This is a genomic window from Mesorhizobium sp. BR1-1-6, assembly GCF_020165355.1.
GTDB lineage: Bacteria > Pseudomonadota > Alphaproteobacteria > Rhizobiales > Rhizobiaceae > Mesorhizobium.
In genome coordinates this window covers 82975-97880 of record NZ_JAIUHZ010000021.1, presented here as the reverse complement: position 1 = coordinate 97880, position 14906 = coordinate 82975, and the positions used below count along the sequence as shown (strand labels likewise).

The following is a 14906-nucleotide window of genomic DNA, read 5'->3' as shown; positions in this document are numbered from 1 at the left end:
AAAAAAAAACAGGGGGCGCCTTGGGGGGCCGCTTCCGTCTCGGGAGGAGACTTAGGGATTACGCAGCGGTCTTGGCCTCGATCTGCTTGGCCTTGGCCGGAGCCGAAGTGATCGCGATCTTGCGCGGCTTCAGTTCCTCGGGGATGTTGCGCTTCAGGTCGACGAAGAGCAGGCCGTTCTTCAGCGTGGCGCCCACGACCTCGACGTGGTCGGCAAGCTGGAAGCGGCGCTCGAAGGCCCTGGAGGCAATGCCGCGATAGAGCAGTTCGGAACCCTCGCCGGTGCCCTCATCCTTGCGCTCGCCTTTCACGGTCAGCACATTGCGGTGGGCCTCGATCGAGATCTCCTCGTCCGAGAAGCCGGCGACAGCCATCGAGATGCGGTAGGCATCCTCACCGGTGCGCTCGATATTGTAGGGCGGATAGGTCTGCGCGCCGTCGGGCTGCGCAAGGGAATCAAGCATGGTGAAGAGACGGTCGAAGCCGACGGTCGAGCGATAGAGCGGGGAAAAATCAACGTGACGCATGGTGTGTTCTCCTGTTGAGCAACAAGGTTTGCGTTTGGCCGGTGCGAAACCCGTGAGCGGCGTTCCGGTTTGACCAGCGGCCCCGACATTGGCGGCCGCAATCCACATTTGGGGAGCGGGCAAAGCCATTTCAAGATTTTGCCTCCCGGCAAAAATCGAGGATGAACGGCAGATGAACCGGCGCTTTTGCGCGCGTTCAGACAGCCGCCGCTAGACTGCTCTCGACATCAAGGACAAGCGGCGCCGGATTTGCATGGACCGGGCGCCGCGACGAGGCCGAACCGGGTGCAACGTCCCTTCCTCCCGGATCGACAGGGGCCGGAAGCGCGCTCATAGCGGCTTCCGGCCTTCCCTGTTGCCGATCCGACGCCTCCCGGAATTCCTTTGCTTTTGGCCCATGGACGGCTATCAACCTTGGCGAGGCCGGCCACGACAGGCAGGCATGCGAGACGCCGAGCACGAAGCGCCGAATGACGGATCTCCTTTTTCACGAAATTCCCCTTTTTCATGAAACTGAGGGCAACCCGCGACCGGAAAACGCCACCGGCGGCTTTTTTACGGCACGCGACGGCAAGAAGATACGCTATGGCCTGTTCGCCGCGGTCGCCCGCCCGATGAAGGGCACCGTGGTGCTGCTGTCCGGCCGCAACGAGTGCATCGAGAAATATTTCGAAACCATTCGCGATCTTGCGGCGCGCGGTTTTGGCGTCGCCACGCTTGACTGGCGCGGCCAAGGCGGCTCCGACCGGCTGATCCGCGATCGCCAGCGCGGCTATATCAGGTCCTTCCGCGACCACACGGCCGACCTTGAACAGTTCTTCGAGGAGATCGTGCTGCCGGACTGCCGCGGGCCGTACTACATTCTTGCCCATTCGGCCGGCGCCGTGATCACGCTGCTTGCTTCGCCCTCCATGGTCAACCGCGTGCGGCGCATGGTGCTGATCGCGCCGTTCTTCACCTTGCCCGACCTGCCGGTCTCGATCCGGACGGTCCGCCGCGTCTGTTCGCTGTTTTGTGCCCTGGGCCTTGGCCGGCTTTACGCCGCCTGGGGGCCGCGGCCGAAGGTTACCGCTCCCTTCGACACCAACAAGGTAACGACGGATCCGGAACGCTACCGCCGCAACACCAAGATCTACGAGGATCACCCGCAACTGGCGCTTGGCGGCCCGACGATCCGCTGGCTGAGAGCGGCTGCCGAAGCCGCGGAAGCGGTAAGCGATCCCGAATTCATGGCCCGCATCCGGGTCCCCCTGCTGGTCATCGCCGCCGGTGCCGATCAGGTCGTCTCGACCAAGGCCGTGGAAGCCTATGCCAGGCGTCTGCGCCTCGGCTCGCTGCTCATGATCGACGGCGCGCGTCACGAGATCCTGCAGGAGGCCGACATCTACCGCGAGCAATTCCTCGCCGCCTTCGACGCTTTCATTCCCGGCAGCGACGACCCGACGGCCTGATGGCGCGTATTGCCGAGACCGGAGCCGGTCCGGCGCCGGCTCATGCCTGGTTGGCGAAATTCCATAATCCGGTTGGCCCCCCAGGTCGCCCCGCTATCCGCCGACAACGCCCGTTCCCAGCACGCCGTCTTGCACGGATCAATGTCGGACGATGATCGCGCCGACGCCTCGGCAGGTTTAACGGCTATGCATGCTTCTCAATTCGGCCGTTCGGCCGGAGACAGCTCGACGCCTGGTTCCCGTTCCGGCGCCGGGCGCTAGTTACCGTCCGCAGAGGTCAGTCGACGGATCGGGAGGAGCGGCCATGAACGCATCGGACACGCTGCCACGCCAGGGGCATCGCCTGCTGCAGCTCGGCATCGCCCTCCTGCTGTTTTCGTCAGTCGAAGGGTTCGCCATCCCATACCTCGCCGCACCGCGGCTCGGATTGTCGGTTCACACGCTCGGTGCCTTGCAAGGCGTCCTGCTGCTGGTTTTGGGTCTAGTCTGGTCCAGGCTCAATCTCGGCGTCGCGATGTCGCGGATTGCGTTCTGGTTCCTGATCTATTCAGCCTTGGCCATCCTGGCAGCCTATGTGATGGCCAGCCTCTGGGGGGCCGGCAACGAGACGATGCCGCTGGCGGCAGGAGCCGCCCATGGAAGCGCCTTTCAGGAGTACGCGATCAAAGCCATCGCCTATTCGTCCGCGCCGACCGGCCTCATCGCTTTCGCGCTCATTCTATGGGGCCTGCCTCTCTCGGACGCCTAAAGCGCATCGCGGCCAAACCGATGCTCAGCCGCGCAGGGCCGCCATCGCCGCCGCATGGAGTTCGGGCGTCGCCGCCGCCAATATGTCGCCGCCATTCTCGGCCGGCCCGCCGTCGAAGGTGGTGACCACGCCGCCCGCCTTCTCGATGATGGGAATCAGCGCCACGATGTCATAGGGCTTCAGTCCGGGATCGGCGACGATGTCGACGCTTCCGGCGGCGACCATGGCGAAGGCGTAGCAGTCGGTGCCGTAGCGGGCGAGTTGCACCTGCCTCTCGAACTGGTCGTAGCGCAGGCGCGCCTCGCCCTTGAACAGCGCCGGCGTCGTGGTGAACAGCGTTGCTTCAGCAAGGCTCGTCGTCTTGCGTGTGACCAGTTTGCGCGGCCCGCCCGGCCCCTCATAATGGGAGCCGGAGGCGTTGGCGTAGAAGAGCTCGCCGGTGAAGGGCTGCGACATCAATCCGGCAACGGCATCGCCCTCCACCGTCAATCCGACCAGCGTCCCCCACACCGGCAGGCCGGAGATGAAGGCGCGCGTGCCGTCGATCGGATCGATTACCCAGACATGCCTGCTGGAAATATTCTCGCTTCCATGTTCCTCGCCGAGAATGCCATGGTCCGGATATTGCGCCGAGATCAGCGCCCGGATGGCACGCTCGGCTTCGCGATCGGCTTCGGTGACTGGATCGAAGCTGCCCTTTTCCTTGTTGGCGACCGCGCCCTGGCTGCGGAAGCGCGGCAAGGTTTCCGCTGCCGCCGCCTGCGCGATGCGGCGCATGAAATCGATGCTGATGTCCAACTGATTCTCCCGCATTGCAGCATGCCCGAGCCCACGTGTGCCGCCAGTTTCGCGCCAAGACAAGGGCGTTCCAGGATTTTTCGCCGCGCCGACTGTTGCCAGAATAACACGCCGGCGCCACCGAAACGCAATTTCCACATCACTCTGAATTAAAAAAGCCGGTAGGTCGCTTGACATTTGTGCAGCGCACCATACCCTTGATCTCGGACAGGGTTTCCTGTCCATGCCCTCCTTGGGCGTTTCCTCCCTAGACTTCGACCGTATCGTGCGAACGATGCGGTCTTTTTTTCGCCGCCAATTCCAATCCCCGCCAATCCCGATCCATGTCGCCCAAGACTATGCGGCGGTTGAGGATGGCGCCATCTAATGAAACCAGGATCTATTCACTCCGCGGCCAGCGGCAGATCCATGAAATGGTGGTCGGGCATGGCCATCAGGTCGGCCGAAAATCGCGCCAGGTCGTCGGTCAGCGCATCGAAACCGGCCGCTTTCTCGAATGTGCGCTCATTCATGTAGAGCCCGCGATTGACCTCGATCTGCAGCGCATGGAGATGGCGCGCCGGGCGACCGTAGTGTTCGGTGATGAAGCCGCCGGCATAGGGCTTGTTGTGGGCGACGGTATAGCCCATGGCGTTGAGCAGGCCGATCGCGGTCTCGGTCAATGCCGCGGTGGCTGAGATGCCGAAGCGGTCGCCGATGATGAAATCGGGCCGCAGGCCGCTGTCTCCGACGCGGATGCTCGCCGGCATGGAGTGACAGTCGATCAGCACGGCAAAGCCGAAACGCGCGTGGGTTCGCGTCAACAGCCGTTTCAGCGTCTCATGATAGGGTTTGTAGACGGCCTCTATGCGGGCAACCGCTTCGGCCAGCGGCAGGCGACCGGAGTAGATGTCGAGGCCTTCACCGACCAGCTTCGGAACGGTGCCGAGCCCGCCGGCCACGCGTGCGGAACGGATGTTGCAGAAGGATGGCACCGGCTCGGCGAACATGCGCGGATCGAGTTCCCACGGCTCGCGGTTGACGTCGAGATAGGCACGCGGGAAATTAGCCGCGAGCATCGGCGCGCCAAGCGCCACCGCGCCGCCGAACAGCTCGTCGACATAGCAGTCCTCGGACCGGCGAATGGCGTTGCGGTCCAGCCTTGCCATGGCGAGGAAGCGCTCCGGATAATGGCGCCCGCTGTGGGGTGAGTTGAAGAGGAAGGGGACGCGCTGCTCGGCGCCCGACCGGATTTCGAAGGGGGGAACGACCGAAAAATCCTCGGCTGCCGTCTTCAATTTGAACGAACCCGAAAACACCAATGCATCATGGGATGAAAGTGCCACCTTGACGGCCGCATGTCCAGCATTTCGGCGCCGGCACCGCCTTTGCGAATGCGGATTATGCCGCGCCTCGTTCACTTGATGTTTACCCTCGCCTCCTCATATACAGGATGGTTAACGGCCCTGCCTTTCGGCAGAGTCCGGGCGGGTGATTCGGACGGGATATCATGGCACGCATTCTTCTGGCGGAAGACGACGACGATATGCGTCGCTTCCTCGTCAAGGCGCTGGAGCGCGCCGGTTACCAGGTCAGCGACTTCGACAACGGCGCCAGTGCCTATGAGCGGCTGCGCGAGGAACCGTTCTCGCTGCTTTTGACCGATATCGTCATGCCGGAGATGGACGGCATCGAGCTGGCCCGCCGCGCCACCGAGATCGATCCCGACCTCAAGGTCATGTTCATCACCGGTTTCGCCGCCGTTGCGCTGAACCCGGATTCCAAGGCGCCGAAAGACGCCAAGGTGCTGTCGAAGCCGTTCCATCTGCGCGACCTCGTCAACGAGGTCGAGAAGATGCTGCAGGCGGCCTGAGCCGTTTTTGCCCAAGGCATCGGCGACTATCGGCCGGTGCGGCAAAACGGAGCCTTCTTTCCCTTTTCCTGCTATTGACGCGCCGGATCAAAAATGGTGTATGCGCGGCTTCGGATGGGCGTGTAGCTCAGCGGGAGAGCACTGCATTGACATTGCAGGGGTCACAGGTTCAATCCCTGTCACGCCCACCATCCTTTCAAAGACTTAGCTTCTTGGGCCGATTGGCACAGAAACGGCACAAAACGCCCACTGAGCTCCTGAATGGTGCCCTTGAGTATTCCGATGCGGCCGATCCGTGACAGCTTGTGTGTTGCGCCCGACGCGGATCAAGAAAAAGCCGAACGGAACAACCAGCGCCGTGAGAGATTAGGCGGCACGCTTCCCTCCGCGCTCCGTCGGCTCAATAGCCCCGTCTGCGCTCGCGGGGCGGGGTTTCTGCGTTTTGGGCATCTACCTCCAATTGCCGACCGAATCGCTCTTTCGGGTGACTTTCTTAAAGGAGTGAACTGTTCAAATCTGGAGTCTCTCTAAGCGGGAGGAACGGATGGGCAGCGATTTCGAGGCCGCACGACGACACCTGAAGCGCGCGCGTCAGTGCCTTCATGGCGATGATCACGTGAGTAGAGAAACGGTTGAGAGAATCGATGAAATGATCATAGCCCTGGCCGCGGAGGAGTGCTCTTCGTTTGGCTCCCTCTTCCCCTTCGGCCATCGAACGACGCGGAACTCTGAGGCCGCCTCGTCCAAGGCATAGCTCTACCTGCTGAAGGCAAACACTCGCGGTCCGTCGAGGCCCCGCTGGCTCCGTCCGGCCGGCTCTTCTGTAGACTTGATGAAAAGGCCGGAGCCAACAACCGCTCCGGCCCTGTTCCGTCGTCAGTCATTGCAGCTGTCGTCGGCCTTTGCCGCCGCGGTCTTGCCGCCATGCTGCTGCGCCTCGATATCCTGCTGCGATGTTGCGAGATTCTTGTCACCGCCGCCTTCCGCCCCCGCCAACGGCATTGTGCTGCCATCCTTGGCGGCCGGTTTGCCGGCACTATCCTTGGCCTTCGGAGTTTCCAAGGGCGCGTGGGTACCATCTTTCGAAATACCGGCAGTCTGTTGGGTGTCGGCGCCCGTGTTGGCAGCCGACTTGTCCGGACATGCCGCGATTGCAGAGCCCGCAGAAAACGACACCGCAAGCGCGATTACCAAAGCCATTTTCATCATGCTCGTCCTTCTGTTTGAGTGCCCTGCGGGTGAAACTAACGGCGCTTTTCTTTGTTCCGGGCCGGGCCGGGCCGTATGTCGTCATCGACGCACCACAATCGGCACGTTGATGCCACGGCGACGGCGCCAGATACTCCACGGAAGCGTTCGCCGACTCCCTTGTTATGCGGCCGAAGGGATACTCACCAGGAGTGAATGATGAAACGACTTCTTCTCCCTTCCGTCGTAATGATTCTTTCCGGCGGCCTTGCCCTGGCGCAATCGACCAATACGACGTCGAGCGGCTCCTCCTCCACGACGACAACGATGCCGACGGATCAGAACACGGACTCGACCACGACCAAGTCGACCAACTCCAACTCCGCCAAGGATTGCGCACCGGGCCAACAGACAGGCAGCGCCAAGGAGTCAGCTCCCGGTCAGCAGGAAACCAGCGCCAAGTCCGCGGCCCCTGGCCAGATGGAAACGACGACGGAAGGTTGCTGACCGCATTGCCGCTGATGTCTCGACTCGCAACCTTGGCCTCCAGGTGCCTCGCGTCAGTTGGAACCACCTGCTGGGCTGATAGGCCGTCGGCTTCGGCCGGCGGGCGTCCAATGAATGCGGCTGTGGACTCGGTGACCCCCTACGCAAACGTGACCAAGTTCTCTGAAAAGTGACTGACGATTGTTCGCCTCGACGCGATAACGTTCCTCGACATCAGGAGGAACGCCTTGAAGCTCAATTCGCAGCAGAAGAAAACCGTCCTTGCCTCATTCCTGGGCTGGACGCTCGATGCTTTCGATTTCTTCCTTCTGACATTCCTGCTCACCGACATTGCGTCTGAATTCCAGACCGACGTCCCGGCGGTGTCAAAGGCGCTTTTCCTGACCCTTGCGACGCGCTTCATTGGCGCGTTCTTCTTCGGCACGTTGGCAGACAAATTCGGGCGCAAGCCCATCCTGATGCTCAACATCGTCAGTTATTCCGTGATCGGCGCTTTGGCCGCCTTCTCACCCAATCTCGGCATATTCCTGGCGCTGCGCGCACTGTTCGGCATCGCCATGGGCGGCGAATGGGGACTTGGCTCCTCGCTTGCCATGGAATCCATCCCGCCCAGCGCCCGCGGCATGGTCTCGGGCATCCTGCAATGCGGCTATCCGGCCGGCTACCTTCTAGCGGCGGTCGTCTATGGCCTGCTCTATCACCAGACGGTCGGCGGCTACACGATCGGCTGGCGCGCCATGTTCCTGCTCAGTTTCATCCCGGCGCTGATCGTCCTTTTCATCCGCTCGCATGTTCCGGAATCGCCGGCCTTCGTCGAGGCGCGGAAGACCGCGAGGCCCGGCATGCTGGAGACGCTGCAAAAGCACTGGGGCGTCGCCCTCTATGCGGTGGTGCTGATGATGTTCTTCAACTTCTTCAGCCACGGCACGCAGGATCTCTACCCGACATTCCTGAAGAAGCAGCATGGTTTCGACCCGCACACGGTGAGCTGGATCACCATCGTCGCCAACATCGGCGCCATCGTCGGCGGTCTGGCGTTCGGGGCGCTGTCCGAGAAGATCGGCCGCGTCAATGCGATCACGCTCGCCTGCCTGATTGCCTTGCCGTCCATCCCGCTATGGGCCTACAGCTCGACGCCCTTCATGCTGGCCATCGGCGCCTTCGTCATGCAGGTCGCGGTCCAGGGCGCCTGGGGCGTCATTCCGGTCCACCTCAACGAGCTCTCGCCCGGCGCGGTGCGCGCGACCCTGCCCGGCTTCATCTACCAGGCCGGCAATCTCGCAGCCTCCTATGGCGGTCCCTATCAGGCGGGCATAGCCGAGGCTCCCGGAGGCAGCTATGGCTACGCGTTGGCGCTATTCGCCGGCGTGGTCGCCGTCTGCATCATCATCGTCATCCGCTTCAGTCCGGAACGGCGCGGCCAGGTGATGACCGTGCTGGACCACGACGTCAGCCGAGTCTGAGCGCCACGACGCCGGCGACGATGCTGAGCGCGGCGGCGCCGCGCCAGCCTGTCATCTTCTCGCCGAGCGCGAACACCGAGATCACCATGGCGAACAGGATGGAGGTCTCGCGCAGCGATGCCACCGAGGCGATCGGCGCCTTGGTCATCGCCCACATGACGATCCAGTAGGCAGCGCCGCTCAGCACGCCGGTGAACAGCCCCGCTTTCCAGTCGCGCGCCAGCACCGGCAAGGCCCGCGGGCCACGGAAGATCAGGCACAGCACCAGCGCTCCAAGCGCATCGCACACGAACAGCCAGGCGGCATAGCTCTGCGCCGTGGCCGCCAGCCGCGCCCCGCTGCCGTCGGACAGTGTGTAGCTGGCGATGAAGATCGAGGTCCCCAGCGCAAAGCCCACCGCGCGCAGGTTCAATCGTTCCAGATGCGCGCCGCCGCGAAACGACATCACCAGCGTGCCGGCCGACAGCAAAAGAATACCCAGAATGGCGAGCGGCGCCGGCACTTCGGCGACCACGAACATACCGCCAAGCGCCGCCAGCAAGGGCGCGGTGCCGCGCGCCAGAGGATAGGTCTGGGCGAAGTCGCCGGCCTGGTAAGCGCCGATCAGGAAGGTCCGGTAGCCCATGTGGAAGACGACGGAGGCAATGATATAGAGCCAGACTTCCGCCCTCGGCACCTCGACGAAGGGAAGTGCGAAAAGCGCGGCAAATCCCATGCCAAGCGTCATCAGGGTGATCGACAGGAAGCGGTCGAGATGGACCTTGACCAGCGCATTCCAGATCGCGTGCATGGCGGCCGCCGCAAGCACCGCGAAGAAGACGAAAAGCGTCATTTGGGCCTCATCCGCCTCCGGGGCCGGCGGGCGTTTCGAGATCGATGTCGATCCTGACCGGAAAATGATCGGAAGCCACTTCGCCAATGTCCGAGCTGACCGAGCGCACACGACCGGCAAACAGGCCGCCGACGAAGCAATGATCGAGCCGGCGCTTTGCCAGCCTGCCGTCGATGATCTTCTCATGCGTGTGGAAGTCATCCGCCGGTTCAATCGCCACGGCAGCGGCATCGACGAACCCATCCAGATAGGCGGCACCGCGATAATAGGGCGTGCCGCCGACGATGCGGCGGTATTCGGCGCTGCCCGGCTCCATGTTGAAATCGCCCATCCAGATCGCCGCCAGCGGGTTCTCCGGCTCTGGCTCGCCATTGCTCCAATTGCGCGCCGGCTCGTCGTCGGCGCCGCTCCACGGCCCCCCATCGGAGGGCGCCCGGCGATGCTCGGCAAGCAGATAGTCGATCTGCTCGAGCCGTTCTTCAGCCGCGACATGGGCGAGATGCAATGAAAGCACCCGCACCGGACCCGCCGGCGTGCGGATCATGCATTCGAGCGCCGCGTTGCGGGTGTTGAGCGGCCGCAGTGTGCGGCGCATCGGCAGCGCATGCAGCCGCGACCAGACGATCGGCAGCTTCGACAGCACCATGGTGCCGAACTGCCGGCGCCGGTTGACGATGCGGCCGTCGCGCTGTTCGCTGGCGTCCATGTCGAAGGCCGGGCCGTAGACCCAGTGATAGTCCGGCAGCAGCCGCGAAAGCAGCTCTGGCTGGTCGTCGAAATTGCTGCGCTGCCAGTGCCGCTCGACCTCCTGCAAGGCGATGATATCGGCGCCGGCAACAATGCGCGCGGCGCGCGCCGGATCGTAGAGGCCGTCGCTGCCGAACCCGTATTGGATATTGTAGCTGACCAGCTTCATTGCTTATCCGGCTCAGTTTGGTGACGGCAGTACCGTTTCGACGGCGACCTTGCAATGGACCGCCGCGGCGGTCCGGCTGGGCCACGACGCAAAAGCCCCTCGCCTCGCCTAGGTCGTCAGCGGCTGGAACCGTCCCGCCGGGGAAGCCGCCAGCTCCGACCAGTCGATTTCTTCCTCCAGCCGGTGATAGGCCTCGTCACCGATCGTCCCGTTGCGGCGAAGTTCTTCCAGCGCGTCGCGCTGGCGCTTGATGGCATAGAGCCGCAGCCGGTCGTACTCGGTTGCTGCCTGGGCGTCGTCGGGGTTCTTGGCGACCTTGCGCTGTGCGGCATACTGCTCGCGCACCGCCGCCGCCGCGGTCGAGGTCTTGCCGCTCAAAATGTCGAGGGCCGCCTGCATGATGGCGACACGGGCCTGCGCGACCTCGCGGTCTATGGTCTCATCCGGTTCGAGACGAAGCAGGCGCAGCAACGGCTTCAGGCTCATGCCTTGCAGGACAAGCGTGCCCAGCACCACGCAAAAGGCGGTGAGCACGATCGGATCGCGGCCGGGGAAGTCCGCCGGCAATGCGAAGGCAGCCGCCAGCGTCACCAGGCCGCGCATGCCGCACCAGCCGATCAGCACCCCGCCGCGAAACGACGGCACCTCTTGCCGCTGCTCCGCATTGCCGAAGCGGGCAAGCCATCGGATCACGGCGCCGCAGCCCAGCACCCAGGCAAGGCGGGAAACGATGACGACCGCCAGGATCGTCCCTGCAAACAGGAATGCCTCGGACTGTCCCTGCTCGGCCAGGCGACCGACGATCAGCCGCGCCTGCAGGCCCATCAGCACGAAAGCCAGCACGTTAAGCACGAACACCGCCGTCTCCCAGACGGAATAGGAGCTGACGCGCTTTCTGGCCGACATGCGCCGCGGTGCGGTGCGCGCGATGGTCATGGCATAGACGACGATGGTGATGATGGCCGAGAGCCCCAGCCTGTCAGCCAGGATCCAGACGCCGAACGTCCCGGCGAACTGCACGACGGTGCCGCTCGCCGCATCTTCGATAAGTCCAAGCATCGCCTGGGATAGGCGGCCGAGAAGATAGCCCGCGGCCAGGCTGCCGATGGTCGACAGCAGGACCATCGGAACGGCGCTGCCCAAAAGAACGGGACCGGCGGCGGCGGTGATCGCGATGCGATAGATCAAAAGCGCGGTGGCGTCATTGAGCAGGCTTTCGCCCTGAAGGATGGCCGTGATGCGGTGCGGCACTTTGAACTGCCCGAGCACGGCGCTCGCGGCAACCGCGTCCGGCGGCGCCACGATGGCGCCAAGGGCTATGGCGGCAGCGATCGGCAGGCCGGCCATTTTCCAGCCGACCAGTGCCACGACGGCGGTCGTGAAAACGACCGCGCCAAGCGCCAGCAGCACAAGCGGCAGCCTGTAGCGGTTAAGATCGCGCAGCGATGTGTCGTAGGCCGCGTCGAGCAGCACCGGCGCAATGAACAGCGCAAGCGCCAGTTCCGGATCGATCTCGATCGTCGGCGCGCCGGGCAGGAAGCCAAGGCCGGCGCCCGCCAGCGCCAGCAAGGCGGGGTAAGGAACCTGCAGGCGCCGCGACAGCGCCGTCAGCGCAACGGCGATCAGCAGGAGGACAAGGGTGAACTCAAATAGCGCCATGGCTCATCGTAGCGGCGAAGCGGAGCTCTTGGCAGTGGCAAAGCGGCAGGATGCTGTTGATTGTCCAATAGGAGTGCATCGTCCGGCAACTGGACCGGTGGCCGGATCGGCAGGGCGCTTCGGCCGCGTCAGTGCAGCACCAGCAGGTCGCCCGACGAGAAGGAAATCTCCGCCTTCTCACCGACGGCCGGCGGTGGCGTCGTCGAACTGTTGAACGTGTCGAGCGAAACGGTGTTGCCGCCGATGCCGACCCGGACCCGGATCACCGAGCCGAGGAAGTGCACTTCGGAAATCTCGCCGGACAGGCTTGAATCGCGGCCGGGCTGGCGGCCGAGCGAAATGGCTTCCGGCCGCAGCGCCAATGACAGCGTATCGCCGGACTTCGAGCCGTTGAGCCTGCCCTTGAGCGAGACTTCCTCGGTGTTGACACGGACCTTGCCCGACGCCGCGTCGGTGACGGTGCCTTCCAGCACATTCAGCGTGCCGACGAAATTGGCGACGAACTTGGTTGCCGGCCGGTTGTAGATCTCGAACGGCGTGCCGACCTGCTCGGCCTTGCCGCCATACATCACCGCGATGCGGTCGGAGATCGACAGCGCCTCTTCCTGGTCATGGGTGACGAAGATGGTGGTGATGCCGAGCTTCTTCTGGATCGAGCGGATTTCCTCGCGCAGCGAGACGCGCACCTTGGCATCAAGCGCCGACAGCGGCTCGTCGAGCAGCAAGAGCTTCGGCTTCGGTGCGATGGCGCGGGCCAGCGCGATACGCTGCTGCTGGCCGCCCGAGAGCTGATAAGGATAGCGGTCGGCCATCTGCGGCAGCTTGATGATGCCCAGCATTTCGGCGACACGGGCATCGATATCAGCCCTGGACATGCCGGCGACTTTCAGTCCGAAGCCGATGTTCTGCGCCACGGTCAGGTTCGGGAACAGTGCATAGGCCTGGAACACCATGCCGACATTGCGCTGGTTCGGCTTCAGCCTGGTGATGTCCTTGCTGCCGACGACGATCTTGCCGGCCGACGGCTCCTCGAAGCCGGCGACCATGCGCAGCACCGTCGTCTTGCCGCAGCCTGACGGGCCGAGGAATGAGACGAACTCGCCCGGTTCGACATCGAGATTGAAATCCTCGACAACAGTGGTGGCGCCGAAGGATTTTCGCACATGCTGGATGGAGAGGAATGGCTCGGCCATGGCTTTTTCTTTCGGGTCAGTTCGGACGATTAGCCGATTTCGGCGCGAAGCGCGACAGGATCTGGATCAGCGACATGCAGCCCCAGGTGATGACGAAGGCGATGATGGCAAGGGCCGCCGGCTCATAGGCGCGGTTGGCCCCGACATTCTGCAGATACGGGCCGAAAGCCGGCCGGTTCAGCAAGCTCGCCATCGTAAACTCGCCGATGACGATGGCGAATGTCAGGAAGGCGCCGGACAACACCGCAATCAGCACATTGGGAAGGATGACGCGGGTGATGATCGTGCCCCAGCCGGCTCCGAGGATCTGGGCCGCTTCCGTCAACGTCCGCACGTCGATGGTTCGGAGCCCCGTATCGACGGCACGATACATATAGGGCAGCGCCAAGGTCGCATAGCCGATGACCAGCAAGGCATTGGTTCCCATATCGGACCCGAGGAACGGCAAGGGTGAATTCGAGCCGTACATCCTGATATAGCCGAAGACGATGACGATGGCCGGAATGACCAACGGCAAAAGCGTGATGAACTCGACGATCGGCCTGAGCTGCGGCAGCCGCAATCGGATCCAGTAGGCCGCCGGCACCACGATCAGCACACCCAGAATGATGGTGAAGATGGCGGCGACCACCGAATACAGGAAGGTCGCCTGGAAACGCGCGTCGCCGAGCACGATCCGGTAGGCGTCGAAGGAATAGGCGCCGCGCCGCATGCGCATGGAAAATTCCACCGTCGCGATCAGCGGGATGAAGAAATAGGCCGCGCCGAGGATGAAGACCACCCAGGCCCAGAATTTGCCCGACTTCATTTCAGCCACCTCTCGGAACGGGTCCGGAACCAGATGTAGAAGACATTGGCCAGGCCGGTGATGACGATCATGCCGAAGGCGATCGCGTAGCCGAGATGGGCATTGTGCAGCACGTCGCCGCGGATTTGCGCGTAGAGCAGGATCGGCACGATGTTGAGCGACGAGCCGGTCAGCGCATAGGCGGTGGCGATCGCCCCGAAGGCGTTGGCGAAAAGCAGGATCACGGTGCCGAGAAAACTCGGCCAGATCACCGGGATGACCACGATGCGCCAATATTGCGCGGTGGTCGCGCCAAGCGTGGCGGCAGCTTCACCCCATTCCTTCTTCAAGCCATCGATCGCCGGCGTGATGATGACCACCATCAGCGGGATCTGGAAATAGACATAGGTCAGCGTCAGGCCCCAGAAGGACAGGATATTGAAGCCGTGGGCATAGATGTTGAGGCCGAACACGGTGTTCAGGATCACCGTGGCAAGACCGAGCCGGCCGAGCGTGGCGAGGAAGGCGAAGGCCAGCGGCACGCCGGCGAAATTGGAGGCAACGCCGGAAAAGGTCAGGGTCGCCGAGCGTATCCAGTCCGGCAGCCCGCCGCGCACGATGGCGATGGCGATGGCCAGGCCCGCGAAAGCACCGATCAGCGCCGAGGCCAGGCTAACCTTGATCGATATCCAGTAAGCGGCAACGATCGACGGCTGCGCCAGAGCGACGATGTTTTCGAGCGTGAATTCGCCGGCATCATTCTGGAACGCGCCCAGCATCAGATAGAGCGTGGGCAAAATCAGGAACATGATGGCGAAGATGAAGAACGGTGCGACGCCGAGCCATTGCGTCGGCAATCGCAATGCGCGTGCCTCCGCGGGCGGCGCAGTCTTGCCTGCGGCATCGTGATTGGAAAGCGAGAGATCGGTCATGCGCCGGCTACCGTCTTCGAGGGGGAACCGGGCGGCCGCGAAGCCGCCCGGTGG

General features: G+C 63.4%; 15 protein-coding genes and 1 tRNA gene. 6 read left to right on the top strand and 10 right to left on the bottom strand.

The genetic code is table 11. The features are described from left to right. Nucleotides 1–58: 58 nt before the first annotated feature. Nucleotides 59–526: an Hsp20 family protein gene (locus tag LB545_RS26755; protein WP_140496288.1), complete on the bottom strand. Its 468-nt coding sequence runs from the start codon at nt 524–526 to the stop codon at nt 59–61. A 470-nt stretch (nt 527–996) separates the two neighbouring features. Between LB545_RS26755 and LB545_RS26750 the strand changes: the two genes are divergently transcribed. Beyond that, nucleotides 997–1977 carry an alpha/beta fold hydrolase gene (locus tag LB545_RS26750; RefSeq protein ID WP_140496289.1) on the top strand — a complete coding sequence of 327 codons (981 nt, stop codon included), beginning with the start codon at nt 997–999 and terminating at the stop codon, nt 1975–1977. A gap of 304 nt (nt 1978–2281) precedes the next feature. Continuing rightward, a complete protein-coding gene (locus LB545_RS26745; protein ID WP_224706086.1) occupies nt 2282–2725 on the top strand; it encodes a hypothetical protein in 444 nt (147 codons plus the stop codon). A gap of 24 nt (nt 2726–2749) precedes the next feature. Here LB545_RS26745 and hisN read toward each other — a convergent pair whose 3' ends face one another. Together hisN and LB545_RS26735 are read right to left on the bottom strand one after the other, a co-directional pair. Beyond that, nucleotides 2750–3523 (bottom strand): histidinol-phosphatase, encoded by a 774-nt coding sequence (hisN, locus tag LB545_RS26740; protein ID WP_140513691.1) that lies wholly within the window; start codon nt 3521–3523, stop codon nt 2750–2752. A 383-nt stretch (nt 3524–3906) separates the two neighbouring features. Beyond that, nucleotides 3907–4848 carry an N-formylglutamate amidohydrolase gene (locus LB545_RS26735; RefSeq protein ID WP_140560300.1) on the bottom strand — a complete coding sequence of 314 codons (942 nt, stop codon included), beginning with the start codon at nt 4846–4848 and terminating at the stop codon, nt 3907–3909. 164 nt (nt 4849–5012) lie between these two features. Here LB545_RS26735 and cpdR point away from each other — a divergent pair, with 164 nt between their 5' ends. Further along, complete coding sequence (cpdR, locus tag LB545_RS26730; RefSeq protein ID WP_006199474.1) at nt 5013–5375, top strand: cell cycle two-component system response regulator CpdR; 363 nt, start codon at nt 5013–5015, stop codon at nt 5373–5375. 116 nt (nt 5376–5491) lie between these two features. Continuing rightward, nucleotides 5492–5566: transfer RNA gene (locus LB545_RS26725), tRNA-Val, on the top strand. Nucleotides 5567–6251: 685 nt separating this feature from the next. On the opposite strand, the gene LB545_RS26720 is transcribed toward LB545_RS26725, so the two are convergent. After that, the gene (locus LB545_RS26720) at nt 6252–6584 is read right to left on the bottom strand and encodes a hypothetical protein (protein WP_140496294.1); all 333 of its coding nucleotides are present in this window, start codon (nt 6582–6584) and stop codon (nt 6252–6254) included. A gap of 198 nt (nt 6585–6782) precedes the next feature. On the opposite strand from LB545_RS26720, the gene LB545_RS26715 reads away from it, so the two are divergent. Together LB545_RS26715 and LB545_RS26710 are read left to right on the top strand one after the other, a co-directional pair. Then, a complete protein-coding gene (locus tag LB545_RS26715) occupies nt 6783–7070 on the top strand; it encodes a hypothetical protein (protein WP_224706085.1) in 288 nt (95 codons plus the stop codon). Between the two features lie 227 nt (nt 7071–7297). Beyond that, entirely contained in the window at nt 7298–8533 is a 1236-nt protein-coding gene (locus tag LB545_RS26710) for an MFS transporter (protein ID WP_224706084.1), read from the top strand. Here the strand turns inward: LB545_RS26710 and LB545_RS26705 are convergent. From LB545_RS26705 to LB545_RS26680, 6 genes are all read right to left on the bottom strand, one after another. Then, nucleotides 8520–9365 (bottom strand): EamA family transporter, encoded by an 846-nt coding sequence (locus tag LB545_RS26705; RefSeq protein WP_140496297.1) that lies wholly within the window; start codon nt 9363–9365, stop codon nt 8520–8522. The two genes, LB545_RS26710 and LB545_RS26705, sit on opposite strands and share 14 nt — an antisense overlap. Nucleotides 9366–9372: 7 nt before the next feature. After that, entirely contained in the window at nt 9373–10281 is a 909-nt protein-coding gene (locus LB545_RS26700; protein ID WP_224706083.1) for an endonuclease/exonuclease/phosphatase family protein, read from the bottom strand. A 108-nt stretch (nt 10282–10389) separates the two neighbouring features. Continuing rightward, a complete protein-coding gene (locus LB545_RS26695; RefSeq protein ID WP_224706082.1) occupies nt 10390–11940 on the bottom strand; it encodes a cation:proton antiporter in 1551 nt (516 codons plus the stop codon). A gap of 128 nt (nt 11941–12068) precedes the next feature. Continuing rightward, on the bottom strand, nt 12069–13133 hold the full coding sequence (locus LB545_RS26690) for an ABC transporter ATP-binding protein (protein ID WP_140496300.1): 1065 nt from the start codon (nt 13131–13133) through the stop codon (nt 12069–12071). A gap of 16 nt (nt 13134–13149) precedes the next feature. Further along, on the bottom strand, nt 13150–13941 hold the full coding sequence (locus LB545_RS26685) for an ABC transporter permease (RefSeq protein ID WP_140496301.1): 792 nt from the start codon (nt 13939–13941) through the stop codon (nt 13150–13152). Further along, nucleotides 13938–14852 (bottom strand): ABC transporter permease, encoded by a 915-nt coding sequence (locus LB545_RS26680; RefSeq protein ID WP_140496302.1) that lies wholly within the window; start codon nt 14850–14852, stop codon nt 13938–13940. Before LB545_RS26680 ends, LB545_RS26685 begins: the two co-directional genes overlap by 4 nt. Between the last annotated feature and the right edge of the window lie 54 nt (nt 14853–14906).

Excerpts from the sequence above, each read along its gene's own strand:
- LB545_RS26755 (WP_140496288.1), bottom strand. The coding sequence starts at position 526 with ATGCGTCACGTTGATTTTTCCCCGCTCTATCGCTCGACCGTCGGCTTC.
- LB545_RS26750 (WP_140496289.1), top strand. The coding sequence starts at position 997 with ATGACGGATCTCCTTTTTCACGAAATTCCCCTTTTTCATGAAACTGAG.
- LB545_RS26745 (WP_224706086.1), top strand. The coding sequence starts at position 2,282 with ATGAACGCATCGGACACGCTGCCACGCCAGGGGCATCGCCTGCTGCAG.
- cpdR (WP_006199474.1), top strand. The coding sequence starts at position 5,013 with ATGGCACGCATTCTTCTGGCGGAAGACGACGACGATATGCGTCGCTTC.
- LB545_RS26720 (WP_140496294.1), bottom strand. The coding sequence starts at position 6,584 with ATGATGAAAATGGCTTTGGTAATCGCGCTTGCGGTGTCGTTTTCTGCG.
- LB545_RS26715 (WP_224706085.1), top strand. The coding sequence starts at position 6,783 with ATGAAACGACTTCTTCTCCCTTCCGTCGTAATGATTCTTTCCGGCGGC.
- LB545_RS26705 (WP_140496297.1), bottom strand. The coding sequence starts at position 9,365 with ATGACGCTTTTCGTCTTCTTCGCGGTGCTTGCGGCGGCCGCCATGCAC.
- LB545_RS26700 (WP_224706083.1), bottom strand. The coding sequence starts at position 10,281 with ATGAAGCTGGTCAGCTACAATATCCAATACGGGTTCGGCAGCGACGGC.
- LB545_RS26695 (WP_224706082.1), bottom strand. The coding sequence starts at position 11,940 with ATGGCGCTATTTGAGTTCACCCTTGTCCTCCTGCTGATCGCCGTTGCG.
- LB545_RS26690 (WP_140496300.1), bottom strand. The coding sequence starts at position 13,133 with ATGGCCGAGCCATTCCTCTCCATCCAGCATGTGCGAAAATCCTTCGGC.
- LB545_RS26685 (WP_140496301.1), bottom strand. The coding sequence starts at position 13,941 with ATGAAGTCGGGCAAATTCTGGGCCTGGGTGGTCTTCATCCTCGGCGCG.
- LB545_RS26680 (WP_140496302.1), bottom strand. The coding sequence starts at position 14,852 with ATGACCGATCTCTCGCTTTCCAATCACGATGCCGCAGGCAAGACTGCG.